Here is a 19,618-nt window from a genome sequence, read left to right as displayed (position 1 = left end):
ACTATTTGACCTCGACCACAGTGCCCTGCAAACGCTGCAAGGCTTCGTTCACCGCTTGCGGCATGAGCTGGCGCAGGCAGTTGTAATGACCGAAACGGCACGTGCGATCGAAGCAGGGGCTGCATTCGATGCCCAGGCGCACGATCTCGACGTGCTCGGCCAGTGGCGGCGTGAACCCCGGCGACGTCGAGCCGTAGACTGCCACCAACGGGCGATTCAGCGCAGCGGCGACGTGCATCAGGCCGGAGTCGTTGGACACCACCGCATCGGCGCAGGACATCAGGTCGATGGCTTCGGCCAGGGAGGTGCCGCCGCTGAGGTTCACCGACTCTTCACGCAAACCGGGAATCAGCCGCGAACGGATGTCTTCGCCGACGGCGTGATCGTTTTTCGAACCGAACAGCCAGACTTGCCAGCCTTCGCGGATCTTCGCTTCGGCAACCTTGGCATAGTGCTCGGACGGCCAGCGCTTGGACTCGCCGAACTCGGCACCGGGGCACAGCGCCAACACCGGGCGGTCGAGGGCCAGGCCGAACTTGGCCATTGCCGCCTCGCGCGTGACCGGGTCAATCTGCAGGCTCGGCCGTGGATAAGGTGTCGGCAGCTCGGCACCGGGCTCGTAAGCCAGGGCCATGAAGCGTTCGATCATCAGCGGGTAACGTTCTTTATCCAGCGTGCGCACGTCATTGAGCAGGCCGTAGCGGAACTCGCCACGCCAGCCGGTACGCTTCGGGATGCCGGCAAAGAACGGCACCAATGCCGACTTCAGGGAATTGGGCAGCAGGATCGCCTGGTCGTACTGGCCGGCCAGGGATTTGCCGATGCGCCGACGCGTCGCCAGCTCCAAAGCACCGTGACCGAGCGGAAAGCTCAAGGCCTGGCGTACTTCGGGCATGCGCTCAAGAATCGGCCGGCTCCACTCGGGGGCCAGCACGTCGATTTCGCATTGCGGGTGGCGCTGCTTGAGACACTGAAACAGTGTCTGCGCCATCACCATGTCACCGACCCAACTGGGCCCAACGATCAGAATTTTCATGTGGTTTCCATAAACGAGCCGGGGAGGCATACGCCTCCCCGCCTCGAGAATCACTGAGGGAGCAAGGCTGCTTGCGATGGGTCATCACCTTCAACATTATTGTCGACTGTCATTCCGCTATCGCGAGCAAGCTCGCTCCCACATTGGGATTTGGTGTACATCGATCTGCGAAACAATGCAGATCTACTGTGGGAGCGGGCTTGCTCGCGAAGGCGCAGTGTCAGTCACTATAGAGGCTGAATGTGACGGCCTCTTCGCGAGCAAGCCCGCTCCCACATTTGAATTGTGTCGCTTAACTCAATCCCAGCTCGCGCCAGATCCGCACGACCTGCCGCCGTTCGTCCACGAACTGGTCGCCCGGTATCACCCCGGCGTCCTTCTGCAAGGCCTGCCGGTGAGCGGCTGAACGGTAGGCTTTATAGGCCTCGCGCAACAGGCTGGCGTCTTCGGCGGGCATCAGCCCTTCCTCCTCCAGCCCTTCCAGAATGCGGATATTGTCAGTCCAGCGCAGCAATGGCGGGTGCGATTCGGACCACGCCAGGGCCGCGTATTGCACCATAAATTCAATATCGACGATACCTCCGGCGTCCTGCTTGAGATCGAACGGCGCCGTGGCCTCGAAGGCATTTGCCCCGGTGCCCGCCGCGGTGCTCTTGCTGCCAAGGTTATCGCGCATTTTGGCGCGCATCTCACTGACCTCCTGGCGCAAGGTTGCAAGGTCCCGCGACTTGCCCAATACCGCCGCGCGGACTTTCTCGAACGCCTGGCCGACGTCCGGGCTGCCCACCAGCACCCGCGCCCGCACCAGCGCCTGATGTTCCCAGGTCCAGGCTTCATTTTCCTGATACCGGGCAAACGCACCGAGCGAACTCACCAGCAACCCCGACGCACCGGAAGGTCGCAGGCGCATATCGACTTCATACAGCTGACCGGAGTTGGTCTGGGCCGTGAGTAAGTGAATGATCCGCTGCCCCAGCCGAGTGAAAAATTGCGCACCGTCGATAGGTTTCGGTCCGTCGGTTTCCGCCTGCGGATCGCCATCGTGAATGAACACCAGGTCCAGGTCCGAACCATGCCCCAGTTCCAGACCGCCGACTTTCCCATAACCGACAATGATGAAGCCGGGATCGCACAAGGTGCCGTCGGTACGCAGCGGCGTGCCGTATTTGGCCACGGTCTGGCGCCAGGCCAGGGCCAGCACTTGCTCCAGGATCGCTTCGGCGAGCCAGGTCAGGTAATCACTGACCTTCATCAACGGCAGGCTGCCGGCGATTTCCGAAGCGGCGACCCGTAAACGGTGCGCCAGTTTGAAATGCCGCAGGGCTTCCATTTGCTGTTCGAGGTCGTCTTCGGGAATCCGCGTCAAACGCTCGCGTAACTCGGCAGCCAGTTCCGGCGCCAGCGGCGGCTTGAACAGCCGACCTTCGTTGAGCAATTCGTCGAGCAGCAGCGGGAAGCGGGTGATCTGTTCGGCGATCCACGGGCTCGCGGCGCACAAGGTCAACAAACGTCGCAGCGCGCCGGGATTCTCGGTCAGCAACACCAAATACGCGGAACGACGGGCCACGGCTTCCACCAGCGGCAATACCCGCTCCAGCACCAGATCCGGATTGGCGTGCTCCACGGCCTGAGCCAGCAACCGCGGAATAAAGGCATCAAGGCGCTCACGCCCCAAGCGCTGCATCGCCCGCAGCTGCGGGCTGCTGCGCAAACCGGCCAACGCTTTCAGGGCTTTGGTGGCATCAGCGAAACCGCCCTCTTCCAACTGACGGCAAGCGGCCTCTTCATCCTGAGCCTCTTCCCACAACGGCAGCCATTCGCCACCGACCACCACTTCGCTTTCGGTGCCTTCCTCTTCGTCGGGATCGGCGATCACCTGACCAAAGTGCCAAGCCACGCGGCCACGCCAATACATCAGCCGCTCATGGAAAGCCGCCCAATCGTCAAAACCCAACATAAAGGCAATGCGCGCCTGATCCTGAGCACCGTCCGGCAGCATCTGGGTCTGGCGGTCGGCAATCGCCTGGATCGCGTGCTCGGTGTATCGCAGGAATTCGTAGCCTTCGCGCAGCTCACTGATCACCGCCGGCGGCAGGTAACCCTGACCTTCCAGCGTGCTCAGTACTTTTAATAGAGGTCGTTGCTGCAAGCTCAGGTCGCGGCCACCGTGGATCAGCTGGAACGCCTGGGCGATAAATTCGACTTCACGAATGCCACCGGAGCCGAGTTTGATGTTGTCGGCCATGCCCTTGCGCCGGACTTCTTGCTGAATCAGCTGCTTCATGGTGCGCAGCGCTTCGATCGCCGAGAAGTCGAGGTAACGCCGGTAAACGAACGGCCGCAGCATGTCTTGCAATTGCGCGCCGGCCACTTGATCGCCGGCCACCACCCGCGACTTGATCATCGCATAGCGTTCCCAGTCGCGACCCTGATCCTGGTAATACTGCTCCAGCGCGTTGAAGCTCAGCACCAATGCGCCGGCCGAACCGTAAGGCCGCAGGCGCATGTCGACGCGGAATACGAAACCATCGACGGTCATCGGGTCCAACGCCTTGATCAAGCGCTGGCCGAGACGGATGAAAAATTCCTGGTTATCCAGCGAGCGCTTTACACCAACGGTTTCGCCGCCCTCGGGATAGGCGAAGATCAGGTCGATGTCCGACGACAGGTTGAGTTCCACCGCGCCGAGCTTGCCCATGCCGAGAATGACCATCTGCTGCGGCTCGCCGCTGCGCCGGCCAGTCGGCACGCCGAACTGCTGACAATGCCGCGAGTACAACCACTGATAAGCCTGATCGATGCTGGCATCGGCCATGTCCGAGAGGTCGCGACAGGTCTGGGTCAGATCGCACTGACGCGTCAGGTCGCGCCAGATGATCCGCACTTGATGGCGGGTACGTTGACGACGCAGGGCGCGACCGAGCCCATCGTCGGTTTCCGCTGCATTCACCGCTGCCGCAATCTGTGCGCACAGCTCGCCGGGCGCAAAACGTCGGTCCAGCTCACCGGACTGCACCAGCTCCAGCAACATCAGTGGGTCGCGCACACTCTGTTCAATCACGAAGTCGCTGGCAGCGGTGACGCGGGCAAATTGCGCCCAGCGTTCAGGCGTCCAGTTGGACAGACCATGGTCATTGTCCAGCCCGGCGACGGCCGTACGGAACGACTGCTCGGCACGGGTGACAAACGGCAGGAGAATGCCAGGCAGTTCGGCAAGCGAAGGGAGGCTCATGGTCTATCCTTGATCGGCGTGTAGAGGGCTGCATGTAGTGATTCGCCAGAATGCACTACGTGATCGACTGTCGAACAAAGGTTAGAAATAGCTGAAATTTCTTTATTTTTGGCAGACAGCATCAAGCTTTCACCTTTTCTGGTTGGCAAAAGACCAACCTTAACGATTATTCTCACAACGCAGCTGGAGGCCACAAGCCGCTCATCTGTAGTTTTACTACTCGTATATACATTCGAAAGGCTGAAATGCCCGAAGATTTGTAGTAAAACTACACGCCGCCGGAACAACCTCTCGGCAATCCAAGAATTTATATCGTCTGCCCACAAGGCCAGTCGCAAACTCAGGCAACCGATTCTGGAAGCCTTTCCGCCCTGGAGCAAGCCATGCAAGACCTCGATCCCGTCGAAACCCAGGAATGGCTGGACGCCCTGGAATCGGTTCTCGACAAAGAAGGCGAAGACCGCGCTCACTATCTGATGACCCGTATGGGTGAACTCGCAACCCGTAGCGGTTCGCAATTGCCTTACGCCATCACCACGCCATACCGCAACACGATCCCTGTCACCCACGAAGCACGCATGCCTGGCGACCTGTTCATGGAACGCCGCATTCGCTCGTTGGTACGCTGGAACGCGATGGCCATGGTGATGCGTACGAACCTGAAAGATTCTGATCTGGGCGGTCACATCTCCAGCTTCGCCTCCAGCGCAACCCTGTATGACATCGGCTTCAACTATTTCTTCCAGGCCCCGACCGACGAACACGGCGGCGACCTGATCTACTTCCAGGGTCACACCTCGCCAGGCGTTTACGCCCGTGCGTTCATGGAAGGCCGCATCACCGAAGACCAGATGAACAACTTCCGTCAGGAAGTCGACGGTCAGGGCCTGTCGTCCTATCCGCACCCGTGGCTGATGCCTGATTTCTGGCAGTTCCCGACCGTATCCATGGGTCTGGGCCCGATCCAGGCGATCTACCAGGCACGCTTCATGAAGTACCTGGAAGCCCGTGGTTTTATCCCTGAAGGCAAGCAAAAAGTCTGGTGCTTCCTGGGCGACGGCGAGTGCGACGAGCCGGAATCCCTGGGCGCGATCTCGCTGGCTGGCCGCGAGAAGCTCGACAACCTGATCTTCGTTATTAACTGCAACCTGCAGCGCCTTGATGGCCCGGTTCGCGGCAACGGCAAGATCATCCAGGAACTCGAAGGCGTGTTCCGCGGTGCTCAGTGGAACGTGACCAAAGTCATCTGGGGCCGTTTCTGGGACCCACTGTTGGCCAAAGACGTCGACGGTATCCTGCAACGCCGCATGGACGAAGTCATCGACGGCGAGTACCAGAACTACAAAGCCAAAGACGGCGCGTTCGTACGTGAACACTTCTTCAACTCGCCAGAACTCAAGGCGATGGTTGCTGATCTGTCCGACGACGAGATCTGGAAACTCAACCGTGGCGGTCACGACCCGTACAAGGTCTACGCGGCGTACCACGAAGCGGTGAACCACAAAGAACAACCGACCGTCATCCTGGCCAAGACCATCAAAGGTTATGGCACCGGTGCCGGCGAAGCGAAGAACACTGCGCACAACACCAAGAAAGTTGATGTTGAAAGCCTGAAGCTGTTCCGCGATCGTTTCGACATTCCGGTCAAAGACGAAGAACTGGAAAACCTGCCGTTCTTCAAACCGGAACCAAACAGCGCTGAAGCCCGTTACCTGAGCGAGCGCCGCACTGCACTGGGCGGTTTCGTGCCACAGCGCCGTGCCAAAAGCTTCGACATCCCGACGCCACCGCTGGATACCCTCAAGGCAATCCTGGACGGCTCGGGCGACCGTGAAATTTCCACCACCATGGCCTTCGTGCGGATCCTCGCGCAGCTGGTCAAGGACAAGGAAATCGGCTCGCGCATCGTTCCGATCATCCCGGACGAAGCCCGTACCTTCGGTATGGAAGGCATGTTCCGTCAGTTGGGCATCTACTCCTCCGTCGGCCAGCTCTACGAGCCAGTCGATAAAGACCAGGTGATGTTCTACAAAGAAGACAAGAAGGGCCAGATCCTCGAAGAAGGCATCAACGAAGCGGGCGCCATGAGCTCCTTCATCGCTGCCGGTACTTCGTACTCCAGCCACAACCAGCCAATGCTGCCGTTCTACATCTTCTACTCGATGTTCGGCTTCCAGCGTATCGGCGACCTCGCCTGGGCCGCTGGCGACAGCCGTACCCGTGGCTTCCTGATCGGCGGCACCGCCGGCCGGACCACGCTGAACGGCGAAGGCCTGCAACACGAAGACGGTCACAGCCACATCCTGGCTGCCACCATCCCGAACTGCCGCACCTTTGATCCAACCTACGGCTACGAGCTGGCGGTGATCATCCAGGACGGCATGAAGAAGATGACCGAACAGCAGCAGGACGTTTTCTACTACATCACCGTGATGAACGAGTCCTACCAGCAGCCAGCCATGCCGGCCGGTGTCGAGGAAGGCATCATCAAGGGCATGTACCTGCTCGAGGAAGACACCCGCGAAGCGGCGCACCACGTTCAGCTGATGGGCTCCGGCACCATCCTGCGCGAAGTTCGCGAAGCGGCGAAAATCCTGCGTGAACAGTTCAACGTCGGCGCTGACGTGTGGAGCGTTACCAGCTTCAACGAACTGCGTCGCGATGGCCTGGCCGTAGAGCGCAGCAACCGTCTGCACCCGGGCCAGAAGCCAAAACTGAGCTATGTCGAAGAGTGCCTGAACGGCCGTCAAGGTCCGGTCATCGCGTCTACCGACTACATGAAGCTGTTCGCTGAGCAAATTCGTCAGTGGGTCCCGTCCAAGGAATTCAAAGTCCTGGGCACCGACGGTTTCGGCCGCAGTGACAGCCGCAAGAAGCTGCGTCACTTCTTCGAAGTCGACCGTCATTTCGTGGTGTTGGCAGCCCTGGAAGCCTTGGCTGACCGTGGTGATATCGAACCTAAAGTGGTGGCTGAAGCCATCGCCAAGTTCGGGATCAACCCGGAAAAACGCAACCCACTGGACTGCTGAGGAGACACTCTGTGAGCGAACTCATTCGCGTACCTGACATCGGCAGCGGTGAAGGTGAAGTAATCGAACTATTTGTGAAGGTCGGCGACCGTGTGGAAGCCGACCAAAGCATCCTGACGCTTGAGTCGGACAAGGCGAGCATGGAAATCCCTGCGCCCAAGGCTGGCATCGTCAAGAGCATCAAAGTGAAGCTGGGCGATCGGCTGAAAGAAGGCGACGAACTGCTGGAGCTGGAAGTCGAAGGTGCCGCTGCTGCGGCCCCTGCGGCTGCGGCTGCCGCTGCGCCGGCGGCCAAAGCTGAAGCGAAACCGGCTGCTGCTCCTGCTCCGGCAGCAGCTGCACCGGCCGCTGCTCCCGCTGCTCCCGCTGCTGCAACTACCCAGCAAGTGCACGTGCCGGACATCGGCTCGTCGGGCAAGGCCCAGATCATCGAGATCCAGGTCAAGGTCGGCGACACCGTCGAGGCTGATCAGTCGCTGATCACCCTGGAATCCGACAAGGCCAGCATGGAAATCCCATCGCCTGCCGCTGGCGTGGTCAAGAGCATCAGCGTCAAGCTCAACGACGAAGTCGGCACTGGCGACCTGATTCTGGATCTGGAAGTGGCGGGTGCTGCGGCCCCTGCTGCTGCCGCGCCAGCCAAGGCTGCTGCGCCTGCTGCCGCTGCTCCAGCGCCAGCCGCTGCGGCTCCGGCTGCACCGGTTGCTGACAGCGTTCAGGACATTCACGTCCCGGACATCGGTTCGGCAGGCAAGGCCAAGATCATCGAAGTCCTGGTCAAGGCCGGCGACACCGTTGAAGCCGACCAGTCGCTGATCACCCTGGAATCCGACAAGGCGAGCATGGAAATTCCATCGCCTGCCGCTGGCGTGGTGGAAAGCGTTTCCATCAAGCTGGATGACGAAGTCGGTACCGGCGACCTGATCCTGAAGCTGAAAGTCAAAGGCGTTGCGCCTGCTGCTGCCCCGGCTCCGGCCACTGCTGCACCAGCACCTGCGGCTGCCAAGGCTGAAGCTGCTCCTGCAGCCGCCGCTCCGGCACCGGCCGCACCGGCTGCTGCACCGGCTAAACCTGGCGCCAAGGTTCACGCTGGCCCGGCTGTACGCCAACTGGCTCGCGAGTTCGGCGTCGAGCTGAACGCGGTCAGCCCAAGCGGTCCGCACGGTCGCGTGCTCAAGGAAGACGTGCAGGTTTACGTCAAAGCCATGATGCAGAAGGCCAAGGAAGCACCGGCCGCTGCTGCTGGCGCAACCGGTGGCGCAGGCATCCCGCCGATTCCGGTCGTGGACTTCAGCCGCTTCGGTGAAACCGAAGAAGTGCCGATGACACGCCTGATGCAAATCGGCGCGTCGAGCCTGCATCGCAGCTGGCTGAACATTCCGCACGTGACTCAGTTCGATTCGGCTGATATCACCGACCTGGAAGCGTTCCGTATCGCTCAGAAAGCCGTTGCAGAGAAGGCTGGCGTCAAGCTGACCATCCTGCCACTGCTGCTCAAATCCTGCGCACACCTGCTCAAGGAACTGCCGGACTTCAACAGTTCGCTGGCACCAAGCGGCAAAGCGATCATCCGCAAGAAGTACGTGAACATCGGCTTCGCAGTCGACACCCCTGAAGGCCTGTTGGTACCGGTCATCAAGAACGTCGATCAGAAGAGCCTGTTGCAACTGGCAGCCGAAGCCGCCGTGCTGGCCGCCAAGGCCCGCGACAAAAAGCTCACCGCTGACGACATGCAAGGCGCCTGCTTCACCATTTCCAGCCTCGGCCACATTGGCGGCACCGGCTTCACGCCGATCGTCAACGCGCCGGAAGTGGCGATCCTCGGTGTTTCCAAGGCAACCATCCAGCCAGTCTGGGACGGCAAAGCCTTCCAGCCGAAACTGATGCTGCCGCTGTCGCTGTCCTACGATCACCGTGTGATCAACGGCGCCGCTGCTGCACGCTTCACCAAGCGTCTGAGCGACCTGCTGGCGGACATCCGCACCATCCTGCTGTAACACCGATCGGCCCTCCTTCACCGGAGGGCCCGTCGCGTTCCACGTTTTCCGAGCGCCACGCTCGTACCTCAACCCCGCCAGTTTGGCGGGGCTTTTTTTGCCTGGAAGAAAGTCACCCAACACCCCTTTCCTACATTCGCGGCTTACGTCGCCCACAACTCCAGTCCACTTCTGCTCGATATTTTTTGCGAACCCATAACTAAGCTTATTTCAACTAATTGTCGCTAGAACCCTTATCAACTTATTTTGCTTAGTTAACATTACTTCGAATGGATTCGAACATGTTTAAACCGACTGTTGGCCCTATTATTGGCCACACCACAACTAACCACACACGTATCTTCTTGCGCGGAGAACTTCAAAGCAACGCACCGGTATTTGCAGGCATTCGTTATCGCCGGCCTGGCGAAGAGCGCTGGTCCCAAGGTGTATTTGCAAAGCTGACGATCTTGCGTGATATGTCCGATGTCATAGCGCTCAACGACCTTGTCACCGATACCGAGTACGAATACCAGGCGGGCTGGTTCAGCCCCATGAGCCCGGTGCACACCGTGGAGACGATTCAGGAACTGCCGCTGCAATGGCCGCGCGATATCTACCGGTTTCGCACGCAGTCCAGCAAAGCCACGATTCCACGGGCCTATATCGTCGGTTCATGTCGTTACCTGCGCATGACCGCTGGCGTCCCGTCTGCACCGCATCTGGGGGACAGGATTTTCGCCTCGATAACGAATCTGGCGCAGCAGGCCGAACCGCCCATCAGCGCCATGTTGATGACCGGCGATCAAATCTATGTCGATGACCTGAACGTCATTGCTCCCGACCGGGAATACAAGGAAATACTCAGTAAGTACCGCGCAGCTTTTTCCCAACCCAATATTGCCAAGTTAATGTCCGGCGTGCCGACTTACATGATCCTCGATGATCATGAAATTGAAGACAACTGGCCCACCAACAAAAATAAGGCCGACGCCTATTTATACAAAAACGCCATCGCGGCGTATGAGTTGTATCAAGCCAGTCATAGCCCGGCGCATGCACTTCTTGCCAGCGGGCAAATAAATAGAAAACTGGAACAGTATTGGTATCAGTTCGCCGAAGGTGATATCGAATGGTTTGTCACTGACAGTCGAACCCGACGCAACCTGTCGGCCAATGATCGACGCATCCTCGATGAAGAGCAGGAACAGGTCTTGTGCAAATGGTTGATTCACAGCCCGGCCAGGGTGAAGTTCGTGGTCACCAGCGTGATGTTCTACCCCGACCGCAAAGCCCATGGTGATGACGCGTGGAAGGCCTTTCCCGAACAGCGTCTGCGGCTGCTGGAGACCATTCGTACACACCGCATCAAGAACGTCTTCTTCGTTTCCGGTGATGTCCATGGCTCCCTGACCAGTCGCCTGACCCACAGCGAAGACCCGGACTTCGAGGTGCACACCATCGTCTCCTCACCCTTGTGCAACAGCAAACTGCTGCCGTACGCCAAGGCATCCACCTTCATCCTCGATCAACCGTTGGCGCGAACAGCCGCTGGCGACTATCAGCATGAACTGACCAGCGTAACTGATCCATAAACCCCACCTATCCAAACAGGCGGCGTCTGAGGTGGGGGAGGAATCAAATCATGCTGGCGCGGAGGCCATTCGCGGCGCAGCTACTTCATTTTTTGTGGCTTGATATCCACCACCGTGCCCGCTTGTACGTTTTTGATCGGTGAAAGCAAGTGCGGCGAAATATTCCAGCGTTGGCTGGTGTCGGTTACCACTGTGACGGTCTTGCGGTTGAACTTCATGACGGTACCGGACAGGCGCTCACCACTGGGTGAGTCGAAGCTTACCCGTGCTCCTGGATGGAACTGCATCATCGATTTATGAGCTTCCAACGACTCCAGCATCTTCAGCCGTTCGATAATGTGATGATTCAATGTCACTAACTCATCGACACTCAGATGATCAATATTGATACTCATGATGCCCTCCAATTCCAGGGTAGTAGCGCTTCAACGTCTTCACCCGACTCAGCCTGCGGTAATCGCTCCAGTACATGGCGCAGCCACGTATAGGGCTCCTGGCCGTTTGCCTTGGCGGTCTCGACCAGACTGTAGATCTGCGCACTGGCTGCGGCGCCCTTGGGCGTATCGCTGAATAGCCATGCTTTGCGACCGATCACAAACGGTTTGATTGCTCTTTCGGCGGCATTGTTGTCGATTGGTAAAAAGCCAGCCTCTATATAACGCTCCAGCCGGCTCCAGTTACTGGCCAAATAACCCACGGCCTTGCCCAAGGCACTTTGTGATGTGACCTGGGGATGAGTTTTCTCCAGCCAGTTTTTTAACTGGCTGAGCACCGGCAAGCTCTGTTCCTGGCGACCGGCAAAACGCTGTTCATCGGTCATCTCTTTCAACCCACGCTCGATGCCGTACAACTTGTTGATCATCGTCAGCGCAACATCGGCTCGACCGGCTTTGCCCTTGGGCTGCACTTTTTGCGCATCGACAAACTTGCGCCGTACATGGGCCATGCAGGCCAAACGCTCGATACCCGGCTGCGCGCCCAAAGCGTTATAGCCGGCGTAATCATCGGTCATCAGATAGCCGCGATAGTCGGCGAGCAGCCGCAACGGCACCTCCTGCGCTCGGCTGGTGGTGTAGTCAAACAGGATGACTGGGCGCTCCGGTGGGCCACTGGCTTGTACCCACATCCAGGATTGGCTGGTCGGGTCTCGGTCTGGCTCTTTCAGCACCTGCACTCGCGTTTCATCGCAGTGAACAATCGGACTCTCCAGTAACCGATCACGCATCAGATTCAGCAGTGGCTGGAAGTGTTCGCAGCACTGGATCACCCAGCGCGCCAAGGTTTGACGCGGAATATCGACACCGTGACGAGCGAGGACTTTTTCGAAACGGTGCAGCGGCAGGCCATCGACGTACTTGGTGGTCAGCAGCATCGCCAATACGCTGGGGCTGGCCATGCTTTTTTCGATCAGTTGCGCGGGTTTGTCGGCGGTGACCGGTGCTGTTTCGCAGCCTCGGCAGCCGTAGACCTTGCGGATATGTTTGATCACCCGGATCTGCATCGGCACGATCTCCAGCTGTTCGCTGGTTTCTTCACCGATGGCGTGTTTGCGGCAACCGCAAGCGCAGGTCAGTTCGTGCTCGGAGAGTTCGTGGATGACCTCGATGCGTGGCAAGTCAGCCGACAGTGGCTTGCGTTTGCCACGGCGCTTGGTCGGGGCGACAACTTCTCCGTCAGCTTCAACGGGCGCTGGCGTGTCGATACTTTCGGCTTCATTAAACAGCAGCAGTTGTGGCGTCGCCGGATCAGCGGTTTGCTCTGACTTGCGCCCGAACAGGCGCTGACGAAGTAGCGCATTCTCTTCTTCAAGAAGAACGACCTTCGACTGCATCTGAGCAAGTAATTGCTTGAGCGCAGCCAGGTCATCGGGAAGGTTGTCGGGCATGGAAATCATGGCCCGGATTATACCCAATCAAGCAACGAATCGCGGCGTCAAAACCTGATGCGGACGGTTGCGCCAGAGATCAAAACCGTCGAGCAGCCAGTTCAGTTCCTGAACCGTCAGCACGATGGCTTCGTCGGTGCCATCGGGCGAGGTTTTGAAACGCTCAGACTCCAGGCGCTTGAGCCAAAGGCAGAAGCCGTTGCGCTCCCAATAGAGGATTTTCACCCGATTACGGGGGCGATTCAGAAAGACGAAAAGCACGGGGTCGAATACCGCTACCTTGATATCTAGCTCGATCAGGGCCGCGAGGCCGTCGATGGATTTTCGGAAGTCCACGGGCTTGGGGTATAGGTACACTTTTTCGACTTTGGCGTCGGGACGCATCATGACGGACTGGCTCCAGAAAGAAATCGGGAGCACAGCATCGGACATCAGGTTTCGGCTTGGAATGTGGGCTTCATGGAGCGCTTACTGACCAGCCAGGTGGTCAGTCAGGACAACTTTGCCCATTTGATCGTCGATGCCGAACAGGTTCGTGTCAGTTATCACGACCGGGACGGCAAGCCTTTGCAGTCGACCAGCATCCCGCTCCGGTAAAAAGCAAAAGATCGCAGCCTGCGGCAGCTCCTACAAGGAAATGGCGTACACCCTGTAGGAGCTGCCGAAGGCTCGGGCCGCGTTCGGACGATCTTTTCGGTCAAAAACATTACTTTCGGCCCTGCGCTGGAGAATTCTTCGCGCCGGCCGACATATTCTTATAGCACTTGGCCTTCATGTCTCTTGTCAGTCAGTGTCGCAATGATGCAACCTTGCCGCAGGTAACAGTAAAGAGGGCGAGAGCCCGGCGCGATCAGCCTATTCGAAGCGAGTTTCCCTCCATATGAAGAGCCAACCCGATGCCGCCAGCCGTATGGTGGCCGAGGTAGTGACGCAGTTGCCTGTGCCCTCGCGGCTCGGCATGCTTCGTTTCGAACGGCTGAATGAAGCGAGTTGGGCGCTGCTGTTTCTCGATCCTAATTGCGAACGACAGTTCGGCCTGCCGGCTGTGGAGCTCTGCGCTCTGGTCGGCTCGCCCTACGCCAGCCTGATGGAGCCCGAAGCGCGCTATCAGCTGCATGACGCGGTTCAGCAGCAACTCACCGAAAGCCCGCATTACCTGATCCGCTACACCCTGCACACCGCCGCCGGCTCCTTGAACCTGCTGGAACTGGGCGAAGCCTACAAACAACATAATCGACACCTGCTGCGCGGCTACCTGCTGGTGGTCGACGGCCTTTTCGATGGCGAGCAACTGCTGCCGGCCCTGGACCTCGAAACCCAGAACTCTCGCCTGCAAATCGCCCTGGAACTCAATCAGCGCGCCCAGCAGGAACAGCTTCTGCACCTGGACCGGGTGCGCGCCCAGCAAGACTTGATCCTGCTACTGACCCGCCAGCGCTATAGCAGCAACAAATCCCTGCAAGAAGCCGCCGAACTGATCACTCGTAGCGCCTGTGACATCTACGAAATCGACTGCGCCAGCCTGTGGAACCTCGAAGGTTCACTGCTCGTGCCGATTTCGGCCTATCACCGCGCCAGCCAGGAATACCTGCTGCCGGAGCCGATTGACGTCAGCCTCTTCCCTGATTACCTGGACGCATTGCACACCGGCCGCGCCATCGACGCCCACAACGCCATGCGCGACCCGCGCACCCGGGAAATGGCCGAAAGCCTGCGCCAGCGCGATGTGAATGCGATGCTCGACGCCAGTATCCGCGTCGACGGCCAAGTGGTCGGCGTACTCTGCCTGGAGCAGACCGGTACGACCCGCGCCTGGCAATCGGACGAAATTGCTTTCGCCGGTGAGTTGGCGGATCAGTTTGCCCAAGTCATCAACAACCACAACCGCCGCACCGCCACCAGCGCCCTGCACCTGTTCCAGCGTGCGGTAGAGCAAAGCGCCAACGCCTTTTTGCTGGTTAATTGCGATGGCGTGGTGGAATACGTCAACCCGAGTTTCACGGCGATCACCCAGTACACCACCGAAGAAGTCCACGGCCAGCGGCTGTCGGAACTGCCGGCACTGGAAAACCTCAGCGAGCTGTTGTTCGACGCGCCCTCGGCGCTGGCCAAGAGCAACAGTTGGCAAGGCGAATTCAAAAGCCGCCGCAAAAATCTCGAACCCTACTGGGGCCAGTTGTCGATTTCCAAGGTTTACGGCGACAACCGCGAGCTGACGCATTACATCGGCATCTACGAAGACATCACCCAGACCAAGCTCGCTCAGCAGCGCATTGAGCGTCTGGCTTATACCGATAACCTGACCAACCTCGGCAACCGCCCGGCCTTCATCCGCAACCTCGATGAACGTTTCGCCCGAGACAGCGATACCCCGATCAGCTTGTTGCTGGTGGACATCGACAATTTCAAGCGGATCAACGACAGCCTCGGCCACCAGACCGGCGACAAACTGCTGATCAGCCTGGCCCGACGCCTGCGCAACAGCCTGAGCCCGAGTGGCAGCCTGGCGCGGTTCGCCAGTAACGAATTCGCCGTATTGCTGGACGACACCGACCTGCGTGCGGGCCAGCAGATCGCCAATCAATTGCTGGCGACCCTCGACAAGCCGATGTTCGTCGACAACCAGCTGATCAGCGTCACCGGCTCCGTGGGCCTGGCCTGCGCACCGTTGCACGGTCGCGATCCGCAAAACCTGATGCGCAACGCCGGCCTCGCGCTGCACAAGGCCAAGGCCAACGGTAAACATCAGGTCCAAGTGTTCACCGAAGCGCTGAACGCAGAAGCCAGCTACAAACTGTTCGTCGAAAACAACCTGCGTCGCGCCCTGACCCAGAATGAGCTGGACGTGTTCTACCAGCCCAAGCTTTGCCTGCGCAGCGGTCGCCTGTTGGGGATGGAAGCGCTGCTGCGCTGGAACCATCCGGAAAAAGGCATGATCCGCCCGGACCAGTTCATCAGCGTCGCCGAAGAAACCGGCCTGATCATTCCGATTGGCAAATGGATCGCCCGCCAGGCCTGCCGCATGAGCAAAGACCTGACCGCCGCTGGCCTGGGCAATCTTCAGGTGGCAATCAACCTGTCGCCCAAGCAGTTCTCCGATCCGGACCTGGTGTCGTCCATCGCCAACATCCTCAAAGAAGAAGCGCTGCCGGCAAACCTGCTGGAGCTCGAACTCACCGAAGGCCTGCTGCTGGAAGCCACCGAAGACACCCACTTGCAGCTCGATCAGCTCAAGCGCCTGGGCCTGACCCTGGCCATGGATGACTTCGGCACCGGTTACTCGTCGCTCAGTTACTTGAAAAAATTCCCGATCGACATCATTAAGATTGATCGAAGCTTCATCCACGAAATCCCGGACAACCAGGACGACATGGAAATCACCTCCGCGGTGATCGCCATGGCCCACAACCTGAAACTCAAGGTCGTGGCTGAAGGCATCGAAACCGCCGAGCAGTTGGCTTTCCTGCGCCGTCACCGCTGCGACGTTGGCCAGGGTTACCTGTTCGACCGACCGATCCCGGGCACCGAGCTGATCGAAAAGCTCAAGCGCTATCCGCGTGGCCCGATCGCCTGAATAAGGCTGAAGGCTCTTTCTGCCAAGACACAAAACCCTGTGGGAGCGAGCTTGCTCGCGATGAGGCCGTGTCAGTCAGCATTGATGTCGACTGATACTGCTATCGTCGGAACGCCGCCCGGAGCAAGCTCGCTCCCACAGGAGTAGTGATTAACTTGGCATCATTGGGCACACTGGTGGTCTGTTTATTTACATCCAACCTGACTGAGAGGACTGATCATGGTCTTGCGCTCGGAAATCCTGGTGAACAAAAACGTGCTCCCGACTAAAGAACAAGCTCTGCCTGGCCGCGAAACCCCAATGACCGTGCCGGAAAAACACTTCGTCCACGACGCCCCGCTGCTGGGCCCATTCGCGATGGACGTGGATTTCGCGATCTTCGGCCTCGGCTGCTTCTGGGGTGCAGAGCGCAAGTTCTGGCAGCGCGAAGGCGTGGTCAGTACGGCGGTGGGTTACGCCGGCGGCTTTACGCCGAACCCGACGTATGAAGAAGTCTGCTCGGGCCTGACCGGCCATAGTGAAGTGGTACTGGTGGTCTACGAGCCAGCAAAAGTCAGCTACGAAGCGCTGCTGAAGATGTTCTGGGAACTGCACAACCCGACTCAGGGCATGCGTCAGGGCAACGACATCGGCACCCAATACCGCTCGGTGATCTACGCCACCAACCCGACTCAGTTGGCAGCCGCCAAGCACAGCGAGCAAGTGTTCCAGGCTGAGCTGACCAAGGCTGGCAAAGGCACGATCACCACTGAAATCGACGAAGCGCCGACGGTCTACTTCGCCGAGGCTTACCACCAGCAATACCTGGCGAAAAACCCTGAAGGGTATTGCGGCATTGGCGGTACAGGCGTGACTTGCCCGATCTGATCTCAGGGCCCAAAAAACTTCGCGAGCAAGCCCGCTCCCACATTGGATCTACGCCTGACCACACTCTTGTGATCGACATAAATCTACTGTGGGAGCGGGCTTGCTCGCGAAGGCGTCTTGTCAAACACCATCAAAACATCTGATCAGCAATCAACTCTCAGCAATCAACCAATCCATCTGCCAACCACCCTGGGTCTGCCCAAGCTTCTTGGACAACCACGGCAGCAACTCACGCAATTCCTCTTCCAGACCCCACGGCGGATTCGCAATCGCCAGCCCCGAACCATTCAGACTGTTCGGCGTATCCAGCGGATGCACCAGCAATTCCACCCGCAACAACTTCGGCGCGCCCGTGCCCGCCAGATCCTGATAAAAACGACGCAACATGCGCTGGTCCTTCACCGGGTACCAGATCGCCGCCACGGTTTGCCGCATCCGGCCAATCGCCTCTTTCAGCGACGCCGCACAGCGCTGCATCTCATCCAGCTGCTCGAATGGCGGATCAATCAACATCACCGCACGCTTCTCCTGCACCGGCAACATCGCACGCGGCACATGCCAGCCTTCACCCAGATGCACCTTCACCCGACGGTCGCCGGCCATATTATCTTTGAGCAACACACCGTCTTCCGGGTGTTTCTCGTTGAGCATCACCCGATCCTGCGGCCGCGTCAGACGCCGCGCCAACTCCGGCGAACCCGGGTAATAGCGCAACTGGCCATCCGGGTTCATGTCGTGCAGCACCTTCATGTAATCCGCGGTCAACGCCGGCAGATCCGGCTGATCCCACAAACGCGCAATACCTTCCAGGTACTCACCGGTACGGCTCGCCTGATCACCCTGCAGGTCATACAGACCAATGCCGGCGTGAGTGTCGAGATAGGCAAACGGCTGCTCCTTGCGCGACATCAAGGCGATGATGCGGGTCAAAGTCAGGTGTTTGAACACATCGGCGTGATTGCCGGCATGGAAGGCGTGACGATAATTCATGGCTGCTCCTGCGAAGGGCGGGAAGTTTACCTTGTACCGAGGCGAACGTCAGGGCCTCACGGCTGAGCGGCCAAGCTGCCACACAACTTGTAGCAGCTGGCGAAGCCTGCGTCCGGCTGCGCAGCAGTCGTAAACCCTGCTTGCACGGTGTGTCTGAAAAATCGCGAGTGCTGATTTGACGACTGCTGCGCAGCCGGACGCAGGCTTCGCCAGCTGCTACAACTCGTGCGACTCAGCCAAAGTTGTTTGACTGAATCGCATCAGGGAAAGCGTCCGGCGCTACTCCGAAGGCCGAGCCTTCAATCGTCGCCCTAACACATCCAGCACATCACACCCATCCCGCAACGGAATGGCACAGAGCAAAGCAAAATCACTAAGAATGAAGGACTGACACTCGATCGAACCGCGCATGGACAAGTTCTCCATCACTTGGGTGACGGCGCGAATTCGGTAGCTGGCAGCGTCATACAAAACATCCAGCGGCGCCTGGGTGTCGACGAACAGGGTTGGCATGTCGTCGCAATTGCTGGTGAGCGCCATGAAGCGGTTTTGGGGGTGGGGGGTTGGTTTTACGTAGGGTGGATCGGGGGTAAGGGTTTTCATTTTTCAAGTTCCAAAGGCAACAAATAGGAACTGCCATCAGCCTTCCTACAGGCTAGGGTGGCAGCTATGCGCGGGGTAGGAATATCGAGGCCTTTGGAAAACTCGACCACGCCGAAGCGTGCCCGCGCATAACCGCCGCAACTGATCTTACGGACGCACGTTAACGGCCGCAAACCAAGCTTCGACGCTAGTACATTTCCAACGACTTTGAAGGGTTCCTACACCCCGCCACTGAATTTTCAGTGACCACCAGAGACTATCGATGGAAAACATTTCACACCAGTTCATGGAAACCGATACGAGTTGAAGGAAACTTCCGAAGACCTTACCCAGAAATTTCGCTCAAAAAAGCAAACGTGGCGAAAGGCTTCACTGAAGCTTGGCTTGATTTCGCCACCTGTTGAATCCACAACCTATAGCTGCCGCTCAGCAACGACAGAATTCGGCCCAGAGTGTGTAAAGGCGCCTACCACTTTCTTGCCGCCGACTTCAGACGGAGCAGAATGCCAAGCTATCAAGATCTATCTCGGCGTAGCTCCCCAAATCGCCTTTGTAGAGATAGATCTTGGACACTCCTAGCTCGGATTGTAAGAACTCAACAAGCTTTCTAAGGCTACCGTTTTTAGACATTGTAGTTGGACGTACTACCGTTGCTGTCCGGGTTCGTCATCGTAAATTCTGATCAGAAACACATCCTCTTCGTTCTGTATGCCGTAGTTATAACCACGGTACTCATATCCAAAATCGTGATCGACATCATCAAAGTGAGTAGATTTCACTATCTTCAAAGCAGCAGCCCGTTAAACATCGCTGATAAACGTGGGTGGATAT

At 58.5% G+C, this 19,618-nt stretch carries 12 protein-coding genes and 1 pseudogene; 6 read left to right on the top strand and 7 right to left on the bottom strand.

Annotated features, from left to right (window positions below; translation table 11 throughout):
* Position 1: 1 nt before the first annotated feature.
* Together waaF and glnE are read right to left on the bottom strand one after the other, a co-directional pair.
* Positions 2-1,036: a lipopolysaccharide heptosyltransferase II gene (gene waaF / locus ACMXYH_RS03365; RefSeq protein ID WP_129439087.1), complete on the bottom strand. Its 1,035-nt coding sequence runs from the start codon at positions 1,034-1,036 to the stop codon at positions 2-4.
* 292 nt (positions 1,037-1,328) lie between these two features.
* Positions 1,329-4,268 carry a bifunctional [glutamate--ammonia ligase]-adenylyl-L-tyrosine phosphorylase/[glutamate--ammonia-ligase] adenylyltransferase gene (gene glnE / locus ACMXYH_RS03360; protein WP_415766296.1) on the bottom strand — a complete coding sequence of 980 codons (2,940 nt, stop codon included), beginning with the start codon at positions 4,266-4,268 and terminating at the stop codon, positions 1,329-1,331.
* A gap of 383 nt (positions 4,269-4,651) precedes the next feature.
* Here glnE and aceE point away from each other — a divergent pair, with 383 nt between their 5' ends.
* The 3 genes and pseudogenes from aceE to ACMXYH_RS03345 all read left to right on the top strand — a co-directional run.
* The gene (gene aceE / locus ACMXYH_RS03355) at positions 4,652-7,297 is read left to right on the top strand and encodes a pyruvate dehydrogenase (acetyl-transferring), homodimeric type (RefSeq protein WP_415766295.1); all 2,646 of its coding nucleotides are present in this window, start codon (positions 4,652-4,654) and stop codon (positions 7,295-7,297) included.
* 11 nt (positions 7,298-7,308) lie between these two features.
* Complete coding sequence (gene aceF / locus ACMXYH_RS03350; protein ID WP_415766294.1) at positions 7,309-9,294, top strand: dihydrolipoyllysine-residue acetyltransferase; 1,986 nt, start codon at positions 7,309-7,311, stop codon at positions 9,292-9,294.
* 281 nt (positions 9,295-9,575) lie between these two features.
* Positions 9,576-10,853, top strand: a pseudogene (locus ACMXYH_RS03345) (alkaline phosphatase D family protein); the annotation flags it as partial.
* A 95-nt stretch (positions 10,854-10,948) separates the two neighbouring features.
* On the opposite strand, the gene ACMXYH_RS03340 reads toward ACMXYH_RS03345, so the two are convergent.
* The 3 genes from ACMXYH_RS03340 to tnpB are packed head-to-tail and all read right to left on the bottom strand — an operon-like array spanning position 10,949 to position 13,185.
* Complete coding sequence (locus ACMXYH_RS03340; protein ID WP_129444071.1) at positions 10,949-11,263, bottom strand: hypothetical protein; 315 nt, start codon at positions 11,261-11,263, stop codon at positions 10,949-10,951.
* On the bottom strand, positions 11,260-12,762 hold the full coding sequence (gene tnpC, locus ACMXYH_RS03335; RefSeq protein WP_415764205.1) for an IS66 family transposase: 1,503 nt from the start codon (positions 12,760-12,762) through the stop codon (positions 11,260-11,262). Before tnpC ends, ACMXYH_RS03340 begins: the two co-directional genes overlap by 4 nt.
* Positions 12,763-12,780: 18 nt before the next feature.
* Entirely contained in the window at positions 12,781-13,185 is a 405-nt protein-coding gene (gene tnpB, locus ACMXYH_RS03330; protein ID WP_415764206.1) for an IS66 family insertion sequence element accessory protein TnpB, read from the bottom strand.
* 27 nt (positions 13,186-13,212) lie between these two features.
* Here tnpB and ACMXYH_RS03325 point away from each other — a divergent pair, with 27 nt between their 5' ends.
* From ACMXYH_RS03325 to msrA, 3 genes are all read left to right on the top strand, one after another.
* Positions 13,213-13,350, top strand: a complete 138-nt coding sequence (locus ACMXYH_RS03325; RefSeq protein ID WP_415767778.1) for a hypothetical protein — start codon at positions 13,213-13,215, stop codon at positions 13,348-13,350.
* Positions 13,351-13,633: 283 nt separating this feature from the next.
* Positions 13,634-16,327, top strand: coding sequence for a putative bifunctional diguanylate cyclase/phosphodiesterase (locus ACMXYH_RS03320; RefSeq protein WP_415766292.1), 2,694 nt, complete (start codon positions 13,634-13,636; stop codon positions 16,325-16,327).
* Positions 16,328-16,546: 219 nt separating this feature from the next.
* Positions 16,547-17,194 (top strand): peptide-methionine (S)-S-oxide reductase MsrA, encoded by a 648-nt coding sequence (gene msrA, locus ACMXYH_RS03315; protein WP_150656684.1) that lies wholly within the window; start codon positions 16,547-16,549, stop codon positions 17,192-17,194.
* Between the two features lie 150 nt (positions 17,195-17,344).
* Here the strand turns inward: msrA and ACMXYH_RS03310 are convergent, their stop codons facing one another.
* Together ACMXYH_RS03310 and ACMXYH_RS03305 are read right to left on the bottom strand one after the other, a co-directional pair.
* The gene (locus ACMXYH_RS03310; RefSeq protein ID WP_095127455.1) at positions 17,345-18,184 is read right to left on the bottom strand and encodes a 23S rRNA (adenine(2030)-N(6))-methyltransferase RlmJ; all 840 of its coding nucleotides are present in this window, start codon (positions 18,182-18,184) and stop codon (positions 17,345-17,347) included.
* 279 nt (positions 18,185-18,463) lie between these two features.
* On the bottom strand, positions 18,464-18,787 hold the full coding sequence (locus ACMXYH_RS03305; RefSeq protein ID WP_415766291.1) for a hypothetical protein: 324 nt from the start codon (positions 18,785-18,787) through the stop codon (positions 18,464-18,466).
* Positions 18,788-19,618: the final 831 nt, after the last annotated feature.

Origin of the sequence: Pseudomonas frigoris, assembly GCF_047758635.1 — a bacterium.
Lineage (GTDB): Bacteria > Pseudomonadota > Gammaproteobacteria > Pseudomonadales > Pseudomonadaceae > Aquipseudomonas > Aquipseudomonas frigoris.
The sequence above is the reverse complement of the archived record's forward strand: the minus strand, read 5'-3'. Positions and strand labels throughout refer to the sequence as shown.